The sequence below is a fragment of the Lichenicoccus sp. genome (assembly GCF_965276875.1).
In the GTDB taxonomy this organism is placed as follows: domain Bacteria; phylum Pseudomonadota; class Alphaproteobacteria; order Acetobacterales; family Acetobacteraceae; genus Lichenicoccus.
On sequence record NZ_OZ255701.1, the window covers coordinates 1,574,759 to 1,593,792 of the forward strand.

Annotated in this window: 13 protein-coding genes; 9 read left to right on the forward strand and 4 right to left on the reverse strand. The window is 67.5% G+C overall.

All coding sequences use genetic code 11. The features are described from left to right. Positions 1 to 4: 4 nt before the first annotated feature. Positions 5 to 1,189, reverse strand: coding sequence for an efflux RND transporter periplasmic adaptor subunit (locus ACQY4K_RS07650; protein ID WP_428394870.1), 1,185 nt, complete (start codon positions 1,187 to 1,189; stop codon positions 5 to 7). 266 nt (positions 1,190 to 1,455) lie between these two features. Between ACQY4K_RS07650 and ACQY4K_RS07655 the strand changes: the two genes are divergently transcribed. From ACQY4K_RS07655 to ACQY4K_RS07680, 6 genes are read left to right on the forward strand one after another with little or no spacing between them, the layout of a single operon-like run. Beyond that, complete coding sequence (locus ACQY4K_RS07655; protein ID WP_428394872.1) at positions 1,456 to 2,700, forward strand: NAD(P)/FAD-dependent oxidoreductase; 1,245 nt, start codon at positions 1,456 to 1,458, stop codon at positions 2,698 to 2,700. Next, positions 2,697 to 3,707: an MBL fold metallo-hydrolase gene (locus tag ACQY4K_RS07660; protein ID WP_428394874.1), complete on the forward strand. Its 1,011-nt coding sequence runs from the start codon at positions 2,697 to 2,699 to the stop codon at positions 3,705 to 3,707. The genes ACQY4K_RS07655 and ACQY4K_RS07660 overlap by 4 nt, the downstream gene beginning before the upstream one ends. Positions 3,708 to 3,738: 31 nt before the next feature. Beyond that, positions 3,739 to 5,886, forward strand: a complete 2,148-nt coding sequence (gene glgX, locus ACQY4K_RS07665) for a glycogen debranching protein GlgX (RefSeq protein ID WP_428394876.1) — start codon at positions 3,739 to 3,741, stop codon at positions 5,884 to 5,886. Continuing rightward, positions 5,883 to 7,688 carry a malto-oligosyltrehalose trehalohydrolase gene (treZ, locus tag ACQY4K_RS07670; RefSeq protein WP_428394878.1) on the forward strand — a complete coding sequence of 602 codons (1,806 nt, stop codon included), beginning with the start codon at positions 5,883 to 5,885 and terminating at the stop codon, positions 7,686 to 7,688. Before glgX ends, treZ begins: the two co-directional genes overlap by 4 nt. Next, positions 7,685 to 10,444: a malto-oligosyltrehalose synthase gene (treY, locus tag ACQY4K_RS07675; RefSeq protein ID WP_428394880.1), complete on the forward strand. Its 2,760-nt coding sequence runs from the start codon at positions 7,685 to 7,687 to the stop codon at positions 10,442 to 10,444. Before treZ ends, treY begins: the two co-directional genes overlap by 4 nt. A 30-nt stretch (positions 10,445 to 10,474) precedes the next feature. Further along, positions 10,475 to 11,008 carry an ankyrin repeat domain-containing protein gene (locus tag ACQY4K_RS07680; RefSeq protein ID WP_428396022.1) on the forward strand — a complete coding sequence of 178 codons (534 nt, stop codon included), beginning with the start codon at positions 10,475 to 10,477 and terminating at the stop codon, positions 11,006 to 11,008. Between the two features lie 71 nt (positions 11,009 to 11,079). Here the strand turns inward: ACQY4K_RS07680 and ACQY4K_RS07685 are convergent, their stop codons facing one another. From ACQY4K_RS07685 to ACQY4K_RS07695, 3 genes are all read right to left on the reverse strand, one after another. Continuing rightward, positions 11,080 to 12,090 carry an SDR family oxidoreductase gene (locus tag ACQY4K_RS07685; RefSeq protein WP_428394882.1) on the reverse strand — a complete coding sequence of 337 codons (1,011 nt, stop codon included), beginning with the start codon at positions 12,088 to 12,090 and terminating at the stop codon, positions 11,080 to 11,082. A gap of 71 nt (positions 12,091 to 12,161) precedes the next feature. After that, positions 12,162 to 13,376 (reverse strand): allantoate amidohydrolase, encoded by a 1,215-nt coding sequence (locus ACQY4K_RS07690; RefSeq protein WP_428394884.1) that lies wholly within the window; start codon positions 13,374 to 13,376, stop codon positions 12,162 to 12,164. A 16-nt stretch (positions 13,377 to 13,392) separates the two neighbouring features. Beyond that, complete coding sequence (locus tag ACQY4K_RS07695) at positions 13,393 to 14,400, reverse strand: sugar-binding transcriptional regulator (protein ID WP_428394886.1); 1,008 nt, start codon at positions 14,398 to 14,400, stop codon at positions 13,393 to 13,395. Positions 14,401 to 14,499: 99 nt separating this feature from the next. On the opposite strand from ACQY4K_RS07695, the gene ACQY4K_RS07700 reads away from it, so the two are divergent. Genes ACQY4K_RS07700 through ACQY4K_RS07710 form a run of 3 tightly spaced genes read left to right on the forward strand, consistent with a single transcriptional unit; the run spans position 14,500 to position 19,029 of the window. Then, positions 14,500 to 16,551, forward strand: a complete 2,052-nt coding sequence (locus tag ACQY4K_RS07700; RefSeq protein WP_428394887.1) for a bifunctional aldolase/short-chain dehydrogenase — start codon at positions 14,500 to 14,502, stop codon at positions 16,549 to 16,551. Further along, a complete protein-coding gene (locus ACQY4K_RS07705; protein ID WP_428394889.1) occupies positions 16,548 to 18,056 on the forward strand; it encodes a sugar ABC transporter ATP-binding protein in 1,509 nt (502 codons plus the stop codon). Before ACQY4K_RS07700 ends, ACQY4K_RS07705 begins: the two co-directional genes overlap by 4 nt. Next, positions 18,046 to 19,029, forward strand: a complete 984-nt coding sequence (locus ACQY4K_RS07710) for an ABC transporter permease (protein ID WP_428394891.1) — start codon at positions 18,046 to 18,048, stop codon at positions 19,027 to 19,029. The genes ACQY4K_RS07705 and ACQY4K_RS07710 overlap by 11 nt, the downstream gene beginning before the upstream one ends. The last annotated feature ends 5 nt before the right edge of the window (positions 19,030 to 19,034 follow it).

Below are 19,034 nucleotides of genomic sequence, written 5' to 3' on the forward strand. Positions count from 1 at the left end.
TCCGTCACTCGCCGCCGGCGGCGTCGGGGTCACCTACGCCAGTCTCCGGCGCGGCCGGCTTCACCGCGGCGCCGGTGTGGACGCTCTGCAGACCATCGACGATGATCCGCTGGCCATCCTTGAGGCCGGACAGTACCACCTGCTCGGCCTTGATGGTCTGGCCAAGCTTCACATTCGCCCGCTGCGCCTTGTTGTTCGCGTCCACGACAAAGACGTAGTCGCCCTGCTGGTCGGACAGCACCGCGCCGCGCGGGATCAGGATCGAGACCACCGGATGCGGATCGCTGATCAGCACGGTCACGAAGGCGCCGTCGACGAGTTCGCGGGAGCTGACGCCGCCCTTGTCGCCGCCGTCGCGCTCGGGGTTCGGCACCGTGGCGCGCAGCGTGATGGTGTCGGTATTGGTGGACACGGTGGGCGCCACGTAGTCCAGCGTGCCGGTCTTGTCATAGATCGTGCCGCCGGTCAGACGCAGCTTGATCTTTGCCGCGGCCAGGCCGCCGACTGCCGCGAACTTCTTTTGCATCGAGTCCACCTCGCGGCTCGCCACCGGAAAGATGACATACATCGGATCCTGGCTGACCACGGTCGCCAAGGTGCCCGAGGTCGGTCCGACCACGTTGCCGGGATTGACCGAGGTGGCGCTGATCCGTCCGTCGATCGGCGCGCGGATCTCTGTATAGCCGAGATTGATCTGTGCCGCCTGCAGGTTGCCCTCGGCGGTCAGCACGGCGCCAGCGTTGCTGCCCTGGGTGGCGACGGCGTTGTCCAGGTTCGACTGCTGCCCGGCTGGCGTGTGCAGCAGGGCCTGCTGGCGCTTGAGGCTGAGCGAGGCATTGCGGACGTTGGCCTTGGCCTGCGCGAGGTTACCCTGCTGCGACAGCACCTGCGCCTGGAACGGTCCCTGCTCCAGCACGTAGAGCAGCTGCCCCTGCTTGACGTCCTCGCCGCCGTTGAACAGGCGCTTGTCCAGGTAGCCGGTCACACGCGCGATCAAGGCAACGCTATCGATCGCCTGGACACGACCAAAGAACTGGCTGGTCGAGGTCACCGGGGCCGAATGCACGGTGGCGACACCGACCGTCGGCGGACCTCCGCCGCCGGCTTGTGCGGCCGCCGGTGCTGGCAAAGCCCAGGCGACGGCGCAGGCGGCCAGGACGGCCGTCGCAGTGCGGATGACGGATAGCATGGTATGTCCTCGTCAGAAGCCGAACGGATGTCGGCACGCGCAATCCCTGGCACAGCAGATGCGGGCCGCCTCCTCTGACCGCTCGGTCACCGTTGGCCATATACGACTGGCCGTGGCACTTGCAACCGGTTCAGTCGCGGACGCGTTTGTAACTGCGATCGGCTCGCCGACCATGAAGATGGAGTAAGCCGCTGTCCACAGTGCCGGAAAACGCGACACGGCCGGGCGCGGCAAGGGCCGGGGCCGGGACAGGAACTCACCGGGTCGTGATCGTTGGCGGCGGCTTTGGCGGCATGAATGCAGCGCATGCCCTGGCAGAAGCGCCGGTGGAGATCGTGCTCATCGACCGTACCAACCATAATTTGTTCCAGCCGCTGCTCTACCAGGTCGCCACCGCCGCACTCTCCGGCAATGATATCGCGCTGCCCATCCGCTCCATCTTCCGGCGCAAGCCTAACGTCACGGTGATGATGGACACGCTCACCGGCATCGACCGTGCAGCGCGCGCCGTGATGCTGCAAGCCAGTGGCGCGCTCGCCTACGACACCCTCATCCTGGCCACCGGCTCGGTCTATTCCTGGTTCGGCCATGATGATTGGCAGCGCCACAGCACGGCGCTGAAGACCCTGGCCGACGCCCAGGCGCTACGCCGGCAACTGCTCGGTGCCTTCGAGCAGGCGGAGCGCGCCCGCGATCCCGCCACGGTGCGGGCGCTGCTCACCTTCGTGGTGATCGGCGCTGGGCCCACGGGGGTCGAACTGGCCGGGGCCATCGCCGAATTGTCGCGCCTGACCCTGGCACGTGACTTTCGCCACATCCGGCCGGGTGATGCACGGATCGTGGTGTGCGACGCGGGGCCACAGGTATTGGCCACGTTTCCCAAGGGTCTGTCGGCCTATGCCGCGCGCCGGCTGGCCAGCCTCGGCATCGAGCTGCGTCTCAACACCCCGGTCGAGGCGGTGCACGCGGACGGCGTCACCGCCGGCGGCGAGACGATCGCCGCCGCCTCGGTGTTCTGGGCCGCCGGCACTGAGGCGACGCCGGTGGCCTCCTGGCTCGGCGTGCCGGCCGAACGCGGCGGCCTGGTCGCGGTCGCGCCGGATTGCAGCCTGCCCGGAGCCCCGGATATTTTCGTGATCGGCGACGCCGCACGGCTGCGCGGCAAGCCGCTGCCGGCCCTGGGCTCCGTCGCCAAGCAGCAGGGCGCCTTTGTCGGCAGCCTGATCGCAGCCCGGCTCGCCGGCAAGCCAACCCCGGCGCGCGGCTTTCGCTATCGCAACTACGGCCAGCTCGCGATGATCGGGCGCTCCAGCGCGGTGGCCGATTTCGGCTGGATCCGGCTGCGCGGCTTCCCCGCCTGGGTGATCTGGAGTGCCGTGCATCTGCTGCTTCTGGTCAGTGCCCGAAACCGGATCGTGGTCTATGTGAACTGGGTCTGGGCCTGGCTGACCTACGCGCGCGGCGCGCGGGTCATCACCGAAACACCCTCCAGCGAAGCTGGGCCTGCTTGAGCCACCGCGACGAAAACGGCTTCTACAATCCGCTTTGGATGACCGGGGAGAACCAACCCGGCGGCCAGATGCGCCCGCTGCGTCTGCTGCGCTGGCGCCTCGGTGGCACCCGCGTGCGCTGGCCCGAGCGGATCATCGACCCGGCCCCACCCGGCGACCCCTGGACGGAGCCGCCCGCGGGCACGATCAGCGTGACCTTCATCGGCCATAGCTGCTTTTTGATCCGACTGCCCGGCCTCGTGGTCATCACCGATCCGCAGTTCAGCGAACGCGCCTCACCCGTCGGCTGGGCCGGGCCGAAGCGGGCACGCCCGCCCGGCCGGCCCCTCGCAGCCCTCCCGCCGATCGACCTGGTGCTGCTGTCGCACAACCATTACGACCATCTCGATCTGCCGAGCCTGCGTGCGCTGCACCGCCATTCGGCCCCCAAGGTCATTACCCCGCTTGGCAACACGGTCTATGTGCGACGCGCGGCACCGCTCGCGGTGCACGAGCTCGACTGGTGGGACACCGCGCCGATCGCGCGGCCGGCGGGCGCCCGCGTCACCGCTCTGCCGGCCCGGCATTTCTCCGCGCGCAGCCTGCGCGACAACGGACGCGCGCTCTGGGCCGGTTTCATGCTCGAGAGCCAGGGCATCAAGGTGCTGTTTGCCGGCGACAGCGGCGACGGTGCGCACTGGCAGGCGATCCGCGAGTGCATGGGCGCGCCTGACCTCGCCTTGCTGCCGATCGGCGCCTATGCGCCGCGCGACCTGATGCAACGCGTGCATATGGACCCAGAGGAGGCAGTGCGGGCGCACTGCACCCTACAGGCAACACGCTCGATCGGCATGCATTTCGGCACCTTCCAGCTCACCGACGAAGCCATCGACGAGCCCGAGCGACGCCTGGCACAGGCCTGCCGTAACCAGGGCGTGCCTGCCACTGAGTTCGTGACCCTCGGCTTCGGCGCCTGTTGCAGCATCATTGCAGCGCCGCAGGAAACCGTCCGGCACGCCGAGGGTTGATGCCGCGCAACGAACCCGGGACGACCCACGCATGGCCAAGCCGCTGAAGCACCGTATCCGTGAGGGCCTGCCGTTCCCGCGCGGCGCCTCCTGGGACGGCACGGGTGTGAATTTCGCGCTGTTCTCGGCGAACGCCACCAAGGTCGAGGTCTGCCTGTTCGACGAGGCCGGCACGACTGAACTCGAACGCATCGCCCTGCCGGAATATACCGACCAGATCTTCCACGGCTGGTTGCCCGATATCGGCCCCGGGCAGCGTTACGGCTACCGCGTGCACGGGCCCTACGCGCCCAAGGAGGGCCATCGCTTCAACCCCAACAAGCTGCTGCTCGACCCGTATGCACGCGCCCATGTCGGCGAGCTCACCTGGGACCACGCGATCTTCGGCTACACCATCGGCCATGCGCTCGACGACCTCTCCTATGACGAGCGCGACAGCGCGCCGTTCGTGCCGAAATCCGTCATCGTCGATGCCGATTTCGACTGGCGCGGCCAGCCGCAGCGCAACCCGATCCCCTGGGACCAGACGGTCCTCTACGAGACCCACCTGCGCGGCTACACCAAGCTGCACCCGAAGGTGCCGGAGACGTTGCGCGGCACCTATGCCGGCTTCGGCACGCCCGAGGTGCTCAAGCATATCAAGTCGATCGGCGTCACCTCGATCGAGCTGCTGCCGGTGCACAGCTTCGTCAACGACAGCCAGCTCCTGGAGAAGGGCCTCACCAACTATTGGGGCTACAATACCATCGGCTTCTTCGCACCGGACCCGCGCTACGCCGCCGACGTCCCCAACTCCCTGCGCGAATTCAAGGAGATGGTCAGCCGCGTGCACGATGCCGGGCTCGAACTGATCCTCGACGTCGTCTACAACCATACCGCCGAGGGCAACGAGCGCGGCCCGACCCTGTCGTTCAAGGGGATCGACAACGTCTCCTACTACCGCCTGCTGCCGGACGATCCGCGCTACTACATCAACGACACCGGCACCGGAAACACCGTCAATATCAGCCATGCGCGGGTGATCCAGATGGTCACCGACAGCCTGCGCTACTGGGCCGGCGAGATGCATGTCGACGGCTTTCGCTTCGATCTCGGCACCATCCTGGCACGCGAGCCGAACGGCTTCGACAACCAGTCCGGCTTCCTCAAGGCCTGTGGCCAGGACCCGCTGCTCGGCACCGTCAAGCTGATCGCCGAGCCCTGGGATTGCGGCCCGGGCGGCTATCAGGTCGGCGAGTTCCCGCCAGGCTGGGCCGAGTGGAACGACAAGTTCCGCGACACCGCGCGGGATTTCTGGAAGGGCGAGGCAAGCTTCGCGGACGTGGCGCCACGCGTGCTCGGCTCACCGGCGGAGTTCGATCGCGACGGCCGCAAGCCCTGGGCGTCGGTGAACTTCATCACCGCCCATGACGGCTTCCCGCTCAACGACATCGTCACCTACAACGAAAAACACAACGACGCCAACGGCGAGGACAACAAGGACGGCTCCTCGGATAACCGGTCATCCAATTACGGCGTCGAGGGCCCCACCGACGATCCCGAAATCCGGCGAGTCCGTGCGCGACAAATCCGCAACATGCTGGCCACCTTGCTGTTCAGCCAGGGCACACCGATGCTGCTCGCCGGCGACGAGTTCGGCCGCACCCAGGGTGGCAACAACAACGCCTATTGCCAGGACAGCGAAATCTCCTGGGTAGACTGGCAAATCGAGGAGAAGGGCCAGGCGCTGATCGACTTCACCACGCGGCTGACCGCGCTGCGCCGACGCTTTCCGATCTTGCGGCGCAACCGTTTCTTGACGGAAGCCTACAACGAAGAGCTCGACATCAAGGAGCTCACCTGGGTGAACGCCGCCGGCCGCGAGATGGAGCAGGGCGACTGGGGGTCGAACGCGCAATGCGTCGGGCTGATGCTCGACGGCCGCGCGCAGCCGACCGGCATACGCAAGCGCGGCGAGGACGCCACCCTGCTGCTGATCTTCAACGCCTGGCACGACATGGTGGAATTCACCTTGCCGTCGCAAGGCGGCGAGGACCAGCACTGGACGCTGATGATCGACACCAACATCTCCGAAGAGGAGGAAAAGCAAGAGGATCAGAAGTTCGCCTTTGGTGAGGTTTATGCCGTCACCGGGCGCTCCTTCCTGCTCTTCACCCTAATCCCGGGCGTGGTGAAATGACCGCACGCTGGCATCCGCTGCCAACCGGCGCCACCCTCCTCGAGGACGGTGGCACGCGCTTCAGGATCTGGGCGCCCGGCTGCGAGACGGTCGGGCTGTTGCTGGAGGGGGCCGGAGACGGCGACAGGCGCCAACAAAGCGGCATCCTCAGCATGCACACGCAGCCGGGAGGCTTCCACGAATTGACGGTGCCGTCCGCCGGCGCCGGCGCGCTGTATCGCTTCGTGCTCCCCGACGGCCTCAAGGTGCCCGATCCCGCCTCGCGCTTTCAGCCGCACGACGTGCACGGACCGAGCGAGGTCATCGACCCGGCCGCCTATGCGTGGAGCGTCGATTGGCAGGGCCGCGCCTGGGACGACATCGTGCTCTACGAGCTGCATGTCGGCGCCTTTACCCCGGAGGGCACGTTCGCGGCTGCCACCGACAAGATCGACCATCTTGCCAGCCTCGGCGTCACCGGCATCGAAATCATGCCGGTCTGGGATTTTCCGGGGGCGCGGAACTGGGGCTATGACGGGGTGCTACCCTATGCCCCGGACTCGTCTTACGGGCGGCCGGAGACGTTCAAGGCGTTCATCGAGGCGGCACACCGTCGCGGCATCGCGGTCCTCCTCGACGTCGTGTACAATCATTTCGGTCCCGACGGAAACTACCTGCCGCTTTACGCGCCCGGCTTCTTCACCGAGCGCCACCACACGCCATGGGGGGCCGCGATCAACTACGACGGCGAGCATAGCCTGCCGGTGCGCGAGTTCGTCATCCACAACGCCTTGTACTGGCTGGAGGAGTACGACCTCGACGGCCTGCGCTTCGACGCGGTTCACGCCATCGTCGATGACGGCTCCCGTCACCTCCTCGACGAACTGGCGGCGCGCGCGCGGGCAGCCCTGCGGCGCCCGGTGCATCTGCTGCTGGAGAACGAGGACAACGACCCGACACGCCTGGTGCGCGACGGCGGCAAGCCCGTACATTATACCGCGCAATGGAACGACGACCTGCATCACGTGCTGCATGTCGCCGCCACCGGCGAGAGCAGCGGCTACTACGCCGACTATTGCGGCAACACCGACCTGCTCGCGCGCGCCCTGTCGGAAGGCTTCGCCTATCAGGGCCAGATGATGCCCTATCGCGGCTCCACGCGTGGTGAGCCCGCAGCCTTCCTGCCGCCCGGCGCCTTCGTTGCCTTCATCCAGAACCACGACCAGATCGGCAACCGCGCCTTCGGCGACCGGCTGGGCCAGACCGCATCGAAACCGGCCATGGCGGCGCTAAGTGCGGTCTATCTGCTGCTGCCGCAGACGCCGATGCTGTTCATGGGCGAGGAGTGGGGTGCGACGCAGCCATTCCCGTTCTTTTGCGATTTCGAGGGCGACCTCGCCGAGGCGGTGCGCGAAGGCCGCCGTTCCGAGTTCGCGCGCTTTCCCGAGTTCGCCGACCCCGAACAGCGCGAGCGCATCCCCGACCCGCTCGCACCTGGCACGTTCGAGTCCGCCAAGCTCGACTGGGGCGCCATCGATACCGCCCATCTCGCGCGCACCACCGCCCTGATCGCGGCACGCCGGACGCATATCGTCCCCCTGTTGCCGGCGATCAGCCACGGTGGCGAGGCCAGCATCCTGGGCCCGAGCGCCGTCCTGGTGCGCTGGCCCATCGATGCAACCTGCACGCTGACCCTCGCCGCCAACCTCTCAGCCGACCCCGTCGCCTGTCCGCCCGCACGCGGCACGCCAATCTGGAACGAAGGCGACACCGACTCCGGCCTCGGCCCATGGTCGGTGCGCTGGTCCCTGGAGCCCGCATGACCGTCATTCCGCGCGCGACCTACCGGCTGCAATTCCATGCGGGCTTCGGCTTCAAGGACGCGACCCGGATCGCGCCCTATCTCGCCAGCCTCGGCATCAGCCATGTCTATGCCTCGCCCTATCTGAAGGCGCGCCCCGGCAGCATGCACGGCTACGACATCACCGACCATCTCGCTTTCAACCCGGAGCTCGGCACAGAGGACGATTTCAAGGCCATGGTCGCGGTGTTCAAGAGCCAGGGGCTGGGCCAAATCCTCGACTTCGTGCCGAACCATATGGGCGTCGGCGGCTCGGACAACCCGCTCTGGCTCGATGTGCTGGAGTGGGGACCGCAGGCCGATCATGCAGGCTGGTTCGACATCGACTGGGATCCGGACCGGCGCTACCTCAAGGACAAGCTGCTGGTGCCGTTCCTCGGCAATCAGTATGGCCGCGAACTTGCCGACGGCAAGCTGGAGGTCCGCTTTGATGACGACGCCGGCAGTCTCGCCGTGTGGGCCTATGAGACCCACAAGCTGCCGATCTGCCCGCTGCAATACAGCGAAATCCTCGGCCACGAAGACGCCGACCTCGACCGGCTTTCGGATTATTTCAGCGACCTGCCGCGCTGGCACCCGCAGATCGCCGAGCGCGCCGCCACGCTCAAGGCGGAACTCGCCGCGTGCATTCGCGCCAGCCCCGCGGCCAGTGCCGCCCTGGCGCAGAGCATCGCGACCCTCAACCGCGACCCGGTGGCACTGGACCGGCTGATCCAGCAGCAATCCTGGCGCATCGCCGATTTCCGTGTCGCCGGCGACGACATCAATTACCGCCGCTTCTTCAACATCAACGATCTCGCCGGCTTGCGCATGGAATTGCCGGCGGTGTTCCGCCATGCGCACTCGCTGATCCTGCCGATGATCGAGGACGGCATTCTGGACGGGCTGCGGATCGACCATATCGACGGCCTGCTCGACCCCAGGGCCTATATCGATCAGCTCCGAAGCGCGGTCTCGCGACCGTTCTATCTCGTTGTCGAAAAGATCCTGGCCGGACACGAATCCCTGCGCGAGGATTGGCGGGTCGAGGGCACCACCGGCTACGACTTCACCAACCTCGTCCTCGGCGTGCTGGTCAACCCTGCCAGCGAAGCCGCGTTCACCGCCGCCTATCAGGATTTCACAGGCCTGCGCACGCCGTTCTCCGCCATCGTCTATGAGTGCAAGATACGCATCATGGAAAACGAAATGGCGAGCGAACTGAATGCGCTCGGCCGTGACGCCGGGCGCGTCGCGCGGCAGAACCCGATGACGCAGGACTTCACCAAGACCGTGCTGCAGCGGGCGATCAAGCAGATCGTTGCCTGCTTTCCGGTCTACCGCACCTACATCGAATTCGAGTCCGACCAGGAGGGTCATGACGCCGACCGACGCGATCTCGATTGGGCGGTCATCCAGGCGCGCCGCTTCGATCCGGACATCGACCCCTCGGTGTTTGACTTCATGCATGCCCTGCTCTCCGGCACGCTGACCGCCAAGCCAAAGAGCGGCTTTAACCGCACCACCGTGCTGCGTCTGGCGATGAAGCTGCAGCAATATAGCGGTCCGGTGATGGCCAAGGGTCTCGAAGACACCGCGTTCTACCGCTACAACCGCTTCATCGCCCTCAACGAGGTCGGCGGCGAGCCGGAGCGCTTCGGCATCTCCTCGGGTGCGTTCCACAAGGCTAACCAGCAGCGCGCGCGGCGCTGGCCAGGTGCGATGCTGGCCAGTTCCACCCATGATACCAAGCGCGGCGAGGACGTCCGCGCGCGCTTGGCGGTGCTCGCCGACATGCCCGAGGAATGGACCCGCCAGGTGCAGGGCTGGAGCCGCTTGATCCGCGCCCGGCGCGGCGAATCGCGCACCGGCGAGGATGCGAGCAACGCCCCACCTGATCGCAACGACGAGTACCTGCTCTACCAACTCCTGGTCGGCTCCTGGCCGGTCGAACTGCTCGAAAGCCCCGACGCCGAAGGACTCGACGCCTACGCCGCCCGCATCGCCGGCACCCTGGAGAAATCCATGCGCGAGGCGAAGCTGCGTTCCAACTGGTCCTCGCCCGACACCGCCTACGAGGACGCGATGCAGTCCTTCGCCAAGGCGGCCCTTGACGCAAATCGAGCCGGCTTTCTGGCCAGCTTCCTGCCGTTCGCGCAGCGGGTGGCGCGGCTCGGTGTGCAGAACAGCCTGATCGCCACCGTGCTCAAGCTGACGGTGCCCGGCATGCCCGACATCTATCAGGGCTGCGAGATGTGGGATCTCAGCCTGGTCGACCCGGACAACCGGCGCCCGGTCGATTACGATGCGCGTGCCCGTGGGCTGGAGGCGCTGCAACCCGCACTCGCCGCGGATCCAGCCGGCACCATGCGCAGCCTGTTGGAAGGCTGGCACGACGGCCGTATCAAGCTCGCGGTGATGGCGATGCTGCTCAAGCTGCGCGCCGAAAACGCAGCTTTGTTCGCCGAAGGCGGCTACGAACCGCTCACCATCGCCGGTGAAAAGGCCACACAGGCGCTGGGTTTCCTGCGCGAGCATATCGCCGTCCTCGTGTCGCCTTATCCCGGTCTGCGCGAGGCTGATCCAGACTGGCAGGACAGCACGGCCGCCCTCCCCGACGGGCTTTGGCGCGATCTGTTTACCGGTGCCGCCACCGAAGGTGGCGGCGACGTACCGCTCGCGGATCTGTTCCATATGCTCCCCGTCGCCGTGCTGGTCAGGGAGGAATCGAAACGCTAGGGTCTCTGCGCAAACCAGGAGCCGGCTATGATGATCGAGCATCATGCCCAAGGTGCAGCACCCTCCGCGTCCTTCACCCATGCTCAGATCGCGGCGCTGTTCTTTGCCGCGGCACGCGAGGGACAGGTCGATCTGCTGGCAGACTTTCTCGACGCTGGCGCCGATCCCAACCAGACCGATGCCCACGGCTACACGCCGCTGATCCTCGCGGCCTATAACGGCCAAGCGGAGGCGACGTCGTTGCTGCTCAGGCGCGGTGCCGCCGTCGACAGCCGTGACGCCAAGGGCAGCACGGCGCTCAGCGGGGTTGCTTTCAAGGGCGACCTCGCACTCGCACGTCTGCTTGTCGATGCGGGTGCCGCCATCGATCAGCCCAACGATGTCGGACGCACGCCGCTGATGTTCGCGGTCATGTTTGGACGCGAGGAGATGGCCACCTGGCTGCTAGCCCAAGGCGCGGACCCCACCCTGCGCGACGGTGAAGGCAACAATGCCCTGACCCTGGCTCTGCGACAGGGCCACAAGGCGCTCACCGACCAAATCCGCGCCGCCAAGACACCCTAACGAATCGGGGTCTGGGGCCTAAAGGCCCCAGCCGGGTCAAGGGCGGGAGCCCTTGCCTTGCCTCGCTTGCTTCACCGCCGCCGCAAAACCGCCCGCGCAAGCAGCGCCGGCGCCAACAATGGCGCCGCGGCGAGCAGTCCGACAGCGCCAAGTGCGACCATGCCCGCGGCGACGGCATCAGCCTGGCGGCTGCTATAGATATCGCGCCGACTGGAGGCCTCGGCGTCGAAACGGCCCCGTGCCGACTGGGTGCCGCCGGGTGCCGGCTCGAACAGGTTGCCGTCCGAGAGTGCGGCCGGCGCGCTGCCGAGCTGCTGGGTGTAGCCCTGGCGCGCCAGCACCTGGTCGATCAGACCCGGGGCGAGGCGTGCCGCGAGGATGGCGGGAGGCGTGGAGGAGCCGACAAAGACGTCGCGACGCTTGTGCGTTGCCGCGAACAGGATTGCCTCGGCCGCGACCTCGGGCTGGTAGGGACCAGGGACCTTGGTTTCCTGGCCGGTCTTGTTGCGCGACCAGTCAAACTGCGGCGTGTTGATCCCGGGCAGATGCACCATGGTCAGGCGCACCTGGCTGCGGTCGTGGATCAGTTCCGAGCGCAGTGCTTCGGTGAAGCCGCGCAACGCGAACTTGGCGCCGCAGTAGGCCCCCTGCACCGGCATCGCGCGCCAGGCCAGGATTGAGCTGACCTGCACGATGGTACCGGCGCGCATCCGCTTGAGTGCTGCCAGCGTGCCGTTGACGGCGCCGAGATAGGTCACCTCGGTGACGCGCTTTATCTCGTCGGCCTGCAGCGACTGGATCGGGCCATAGACGGTCGCCATTGCGTTGTTGATCCAGACGGTGATCGGCCCGAGTGCCGCCTCGATTTCCTCGGCCGCCCGGTCTACCGCTTTGGCGTCGGCGACGTCGGCGCTGACCGTGTGCACCCGTGCGCCAAGCGCTTCCAGCTCGGCGCAGGCCTGGTCGAGCCGTTCGGTGCCGCGTGCGATCAGCCCGACCGAGTCGCCGCGCGCCGCGAAGGCGCGTGCGGTCGCCCGTCCGATGCCGGCGCTGCCGCCGGTGATCACCACAATTTCAGCCATTCTCAACGCTCCAGACGATCTCTCCTCGCGAGGTGGCGCGCGACGCCGCCGTTGCCAGGGGCCGCGCGCTGTTACGTGATCGCGCGCAACGCCCGCGTCAGCACGTTGACGGCACATTCGGCGTCCGACGCGGTGATCCGCTCGGCCGGATTGTGGCTGATACCGCCGGCGCAGCGCACGAACAGCATGGCCATCGGGCAGAGCTGCGCCATGACCATCGCATCGTGGCCGGCGCCGCTCGGCAGCCGCATGGTCGCAAGGTCGAGCGAGGCCGCCGCCTGTTCCAGAAGCACCTGCAGCGACTCCGAACACGGCGTGGCTGGCGCATAGAAGCCGGCGGCGACCGTGTGGCGCACGCCGTGCGCGGCGGCGATGGCCGCGAACGATGCCAGGATGCGCGCCACCGCGGCATCGCGCGTCGCGTCGTCGGGCGCGCGCACGTCCAGGCTGAAGATGGCGCTGCCGGCGATCACGTTGATGGCACCCGGGCTCGCCTGGATCTGGCCGACGGTGGCGGTGACGCCGGTCGCGTTAAGGCCGGCCTTGCGCACTGCCACGATCATCGCCGCGGCCGCCGCCAGCGCATCCCGTCGCGCGGTCATCGGTACGGTGCCGGCATGCCCCGCCTCGCCAAGCACGGTGACGATGAAGCGCCGGCAGCCATTGATGGCGCTGACCACGCCGAGAGCGAGCCCGGCCTGTTCCAGCACCGGTCCCTGCTCGATATGCACTTCGAGGAAGCCGAGAACGTCCTCCGGGCGGTAGGCGGCCGTGGCGAGACCGTCCGGGTCTCCGCCGAACGCCGCCAGCGCCTCACCCAGGGTGATGCCATCCGCATCGCGGCTCGCCAGGTGGGCGGCCACGTCGAGGGTCCCGGCGCAGGCGCGCGAGCCGGTCATGGTGAGTGGAAATCGCACCCCCTCCTCGTCTCCGAAGGCCAGCAACTCGACCGCGCAGGGCAGCCGCTCGCCGGCGAGCCGGTGCAGGGCCGCGAGGCCGGCGAGCACGCCGAGTGCTCCGTCATAGCGGCCCGCGTCGCGGACGGTGTCGAGATGCGAGCCGACCAGCAGCGTCGGCGCGCCGGGCGGTCCGTCCCTGCGGCCGATCAGGGTCGCCGCCGCATCGAGGCGAGTGCGCAGCCCGGCTTCCTCCATCCAGCCGCGCACCAGGGCGACCGCGCGGGCGTGCGCATCCGACAGATACAACCGGGTCAGCCCTTCCCCGTCGCTGCACGCGGCGAGCCGGTCGAGCCGCGCCATCAGATCAAAGCCTGCCAAGGCCACCACTCGCCCCTGCCGGGGATTACTCTGACAGCGACGAGAGCGTCGTGCCAGCCACGGCCGCCGTCGGCTTGAGCAGCAGGGCTGTCGCGGTCGGCTGATCGGTGATCAGGCTGCTCACGAAGCCGCCGGCGAGCACGGCGCGCAACCCGTCCACCTTGTCCGCCCCCGCGGCGACGCAGATCCGGTCAGGCACGTTGCGGATCGCGGTAATGCTCATGCCGATCATGCGCTCGTCGATCTCGCCCAGCACCGCCTCGCCCGACGCATCGAGAAAGCGGCCGGCCAGCACCGCGACCGCGCCACCCTCGATATAGGGGCGCGCCTCGGCTTCGGTGAGAAAGCCGATTTCGAACGGCGTGCTGGTGGAGGCGACGCTGCCGACGCCGAAGATGATCCGGTTGCAGGTGGCAATCACCTGGAACTGCTCGATCAGGGCCGGCTCGCGCATCAGCATCGCCTTGACGTCGGCGTGCGAGACGATGCCCGGCGCATGCAGGTGGATGCAGCGCGCGCCGATCCGGGCTGCGATGTTCGAGGCGCAGAGTTCGGCGGAGAAGCGCCAGGTGCCGATGGCGCTGCCGGCGACCTGCACGACCGATACGCCGGGCAACGCCTTGGGCAGCAGCGCGTGCGAGAGCGCCAGCACGGTGCGGCCCCAGGCGACGCCGAGCACGTCGTCGGGACGCAGCCGCTCAGCCAGGAACCGCGCGCCGGCCTCGCCGATCCGCTCATAGTCCGGGCGACGACCGGCATCGTCGGGAATGACCAGGCAGGTCTCGATGCCGAAGCGCTGGCAGATGGCGCGCGACAGGCCGACCGTCCGCAAGTGGCCCGGCGCCACCGCGATCTCGACGACGCCGTGCGCACGGGCGCTGCGCAACAGCGCATTCACACTGGCGCGGGACATGCCCAGACTCCCCGCCACCTGGTCCTGGGTCATGTCCTCCTCGTAATAGAGCCACGCAGCCCAGATCATCGCATCGCCGCCGAACGCCGCCGGCACCGGTCTTGCGCGCGTGCCTCGCATGTTTTCCCCGCATTGCAGCATTTTTGTCTTTTGTCGGATCGAATTGACAATTGTAAAAAGACCGGCATAGCGTCCGCCTGTCCGGCCAGAAAGGGAAACATGCAGAGTCTCTGGTCCGACGCGGATGCCGACCGGATGGCGGGGGCCTACGTCGCCCAAGGCATCCACCCGGATCTGGCAATTCGCACCTACACGGCGCGGCTGCTCGGTGCCGTACCCAGCCTGGTCATGCATGGCGGCGGCAACACTTCGGTCAAGCTCCGCCTGCCGGATCTGTTCGGCGAGCCCGTGGACGTGCTCTGCGTCAAGGGCAGCGGCCGCGACCTCGCCAGCATCGAGCCGGACGGCCACCCGGCGGTTCGCCTGGCACCATTGCGACGGCTCCGCACACTCGACGCGCTCTCCGATGAGGACATGGTCAATGTGCAGCGGCAGAACCTGCTGGACACCTCGTCGCCGAACCCGTCGGTAGAGACGCTGCTGCATGCCTGGCTGCCGCATCGCTTCGTCGACCATACCCATGCGGTCACCGCGACCGCGATCGCCGCCCTACCGGATGTCGAGACCACAGCACGGGCGATCTACGGTGAGAGGCTGGCCTGCGTGCCCTACGTCATGCCGGGATTCCAACTCGCCAAACTAGCACTCGAAGTTTACGAGCGAAATCCACGCGTCGAGGGCCTGCTGCTGGCCAAGCACGGCCTCTTCACCTTCGCCGAAACGGCGCGGGAATCGTATGCGCTGATGATCGATATGGTGACGCTGGCGGAACAGCATATCGCCGCGAACGCGCGGCCGAACCGGCTGTTGCGGCCGAGCCCGCTACCGTCGCGCCTGCTGGCCGCGGAGTCCGCCCTGCCGCTGTTGCGCGGGGTGCTGGCGCAGGCGGCCGGCGATCGCGCGCCGCCGCATTGGCTGCTGTGCCTGCGCAGCAGCGCCCGCATCCGCCGCTTCGCCGAGGCCGAGGGTGTCGCCGATCTGGCAATGCGCGGCGTCGCCACCCCCGAGCAGGTGATCCGCATGAAGGCGCGGCCCTGCCTGCTGCCGCCCGCCAATGCCGCCGACCCGCAGGCTTGGCGCGAGCGGGTCATGCAGCGGGTCCACGACTTCATGCGTGAGTACGACGCCTATTTCGCCCGCAACGATGCAGGCTTCGGCCGACGCCGGCTCGATCCGTTGCCGCGCGTGTGCCTCGTCCCCGGCCTCGGCCTGATCGGGGTCGGCGCCAGCGCCGGCTCTGCCGCCACCGCCGCCGACATCGCCGAAGCCTGGATCGACGCCGTGCTCGACGCGGAAGCCATCGGCCGCTTCGTCTCGATCAGTGAGGCCGAGCATTTCGAGATGGAATACTGGTCGCTCGAACAGGCCAAGCTGGGACGCACGACCGAACCAGCCCTGGCGCGTCAGGTGGTGGTCGTCACCGGCGGCGGCGGCGCCATCGGCAGTGCGACGGCGCGCGCATTCGCGGCCGAAGGCGCGCAGATCGCCATTCTCGACTGCAACGAAGCGGCGGCGAACGCGGCGCAACAGCGCCTTCCCGGCGCCATCGCGCAGACCTGCGACGTCACCGATCCAAACGCCGTACGGCACGCCCTCGATGCTGTCGCGCGCCATTTCGGCGGCGTCGACATCGTCGTCTCCAATGCAGGTGCGGCCCATGGCGGGATGATTGCCGAGCTCGACGAGGCAATGCTGCGTCGTGGCTTCGAGATCAACTTCTTTGCCCATCAGAACGTCGCGCGTGAGGCGGTCCGGTTGCTGCGTCTGCAGGGCTTCGGCGGCGCGCTGCTGTTCAACGTCTCCAAGCAGGCGGTCAATCCAGGACCCGGCTTCGGCGCCTACGGCACGCCGAAGGCCGCCCTGCTGGCGCTGATGCGGCAGTACGCGCTCGAACATGGTGTCGACGGCATACGCGTCAATGCCGTCAACGCCGACCGTATCCGCTCCGGCCTGCTGACCGAGACGATGATCACTGAGCGCGCCCACGCGCGAGGTGTCGATACGGACGCGTATCTTGCCGGCAACCTGCTCGGCCAGGAAGTCCGCGCCGAGGATGTCGGCCGCGCCTTCGTCGCCCTCGCCTTGCAGGCGCGCACCACCGGCCATGTGATGACCGTCGACGGCGGCAACGTTGCCGCGATGGTGCGATGACGGAAGCCATCGCCTGCGAACGCCTTTCGAAAGGCTTCGACGGGGTGCCGGTGCTCCGCGAGGTGTCGGTGCGCTTCATGGCGGGCAGCGTCAACGTGCTCGCCGGCGAAAACGGCGCCGGCAAGTCCACCTTGTTCAAGCTGATCGCGGGACAACTCACCCCCGATGGTGGCACTCTCGCGCTGTTCGGCACGCCACTGCGTCGCTTCGATCCCAAGCACGCACAGTCGCTCGGCGTGTCGATCATTCCGCAGGAGCTGGCGCCGATCCCCGAGATGCGGCTGTGGCAGAACCTGCTGATCGGCCACGAGACCACCGGGGCGCTTGGCTGGGTCAAGCGCCGCGCGATGATCGCCCAGGCCGCCACCATGCTTGATGGCGTAGGCCTGACGCTCGATCCAACCATGCCGATGCGTGCCCTCGGCGTGGCCGCGACCCAGATGGTCGAAATCCTCAAGGCGACGTCATGGAACTCGCGCATCGTGCTGATGGACGAGCCGTCCTCGTCGCTGTCCTCGCGCGAGACCGAACAATTGTTCCGGGTGATCGCGACCTTGCGCGCGCGCGGCACCTGCATCCTCTACACCAGCCACCGCATGGAGGAGATCGAGGCGATCGCCGACACGGTCGCGATCATGCGCGACGGCGCCATCATCCGCCACGAGCCGAGTACAGCCCTCAGCGAGCACCAGATCATCACGCACATGGTCGGACGCGAAATCACCGAGCTGTTCCCCGACCGCGCCATCGCCGAAAACACCGCGGAGCCGGTGCTGCGCGTCCACGATCTGCACGTCGCCGGCTATAACCAGAAGATCTCGTTCGCACTGCGTCCGGGCGAGATCCTCGGCTTCGGCGGCCTGGTTGGCGCCGGGCGCAGCGAGATGCTCGAGGCGATCTTCGGCCTGCGTCCGGCGAGCGGCAAGATCAACCTCGACGGCCATGAGCTGGCACTCGGCGACATGACCCAATCGATCCGGCGCGGTATCGCGATGGTGCCCGAGGACCGCAAGCTGGCCGGCGTGCTGACCTCGATGTCGATTGTCGACAACATCACCCTGCCCCATCTCGACCGCTTCACCGGGCGCGGGGGATTGCTCGACACTCCGAAGCGCCACAGTCAGGCGCGGGATATTCTCAAACGCACGCGCGTCCTCTATGCGACGCTTGGACAACGCGTCGGTCATCTCTCCGGCGGCAACCAGCAGAAGGTCGCCCTCGCCCGCTGGCTGGTCACTGGCGCCCCCCGCGTGCTGATCCTGGACGAGCCGACCCGCGGCATCGATGTCGGCGCGCGCTCGGAGCTGTATCGGCTGATCAACGAGCTGGCCGATCGCGGTGTGGCCATCCTGCTCGCCTCCTCGGACATGCCGGAACTGATCAACCTGTCGCACCGGGTGCTGGTGATGCGCGGTGGCGGCATCATGGGTGAGCTGCAAAAGCACGAACTCGATCAGGAGCAGATCCTGCGTCTGGCGATGGGGAGAAGCGACCGTGCAGCTTAGCGACGCAGCCAGGCCGCGCGCGAACCTCGACAGCCGTCGCATCGCGCGTTTGGCGCTGCGCTATTCGCTGGTCATCATCCTGGCTTTGTTCCTGGTGACGCTGGCGCTTTCGAACCGGTCGTTCCTGACGCTGTCGAACATGAACGTCATTCTGATCCAGGTGGCGGCGAACGCGATGCTGGCGACCGGGGCAACCTTCGTGATCCTGACGGGCGGCATCGATCTCTCGGTCGGCAGTATCGTCGGGCTTGCCGGAGTCACCGCCGCTTTGTTTGCCCAAAATGACGGCGGGCTGACCTGCGCCGAGGCGGTGGGCTTGGGTGTCCTCGCCGGTGGCGGCATCGGCGCCTTCAACGGACTGCTCGTGGCCCTCGCCAAGGTGCCGCCGTTCGTCGCCACCCTGGGCAGCATGACGGTCGCCTCCGGCCTCGCCTTCGTCTTCAGCGACGGCCAGCCGATCTCCGGCCTGTCGGATCAGTTCCTGTCCCTGTCCGGCACAATCGGCGGCGTTTCGATCCCGGTGGTGGTGATGATCGCAGTCGTGCTGGTCTCCTGGGTGGTGCTCGCGCGCACCAGATTCGGGATGCATATCTATGCGGTCGGCGGCAATGCGCACGCGGCCCGCGTCGCCGGCGTCAGCCTGCGCACGACGCGCTTTGCGGTCTATGTGATCTCCGGCGCTCTCGCTGGTGTCGCCGGCGTGCTGCTGGCCGCGCGCGCCACCGCCGGGATCGCCAATACCGGCAGCGGCTACGAGCTGAACGCGATTGCCGCCGCGGTGATCGGTGGCATCAGCCTGATGGGCGGCCGAGGATCGCTGGTCGGCACCGTATTCGGCTTTCTCATCATCGGCGTCCTCGACAACGGGCTGAACATCATCAACGTCTCGCCTTTCTATCAGCTCATCGTCAAAGGCCTGATCATCATCGGGGCGGTGTTCGTCGACAGCATCACACACCGCACCGACGACTGACCTTC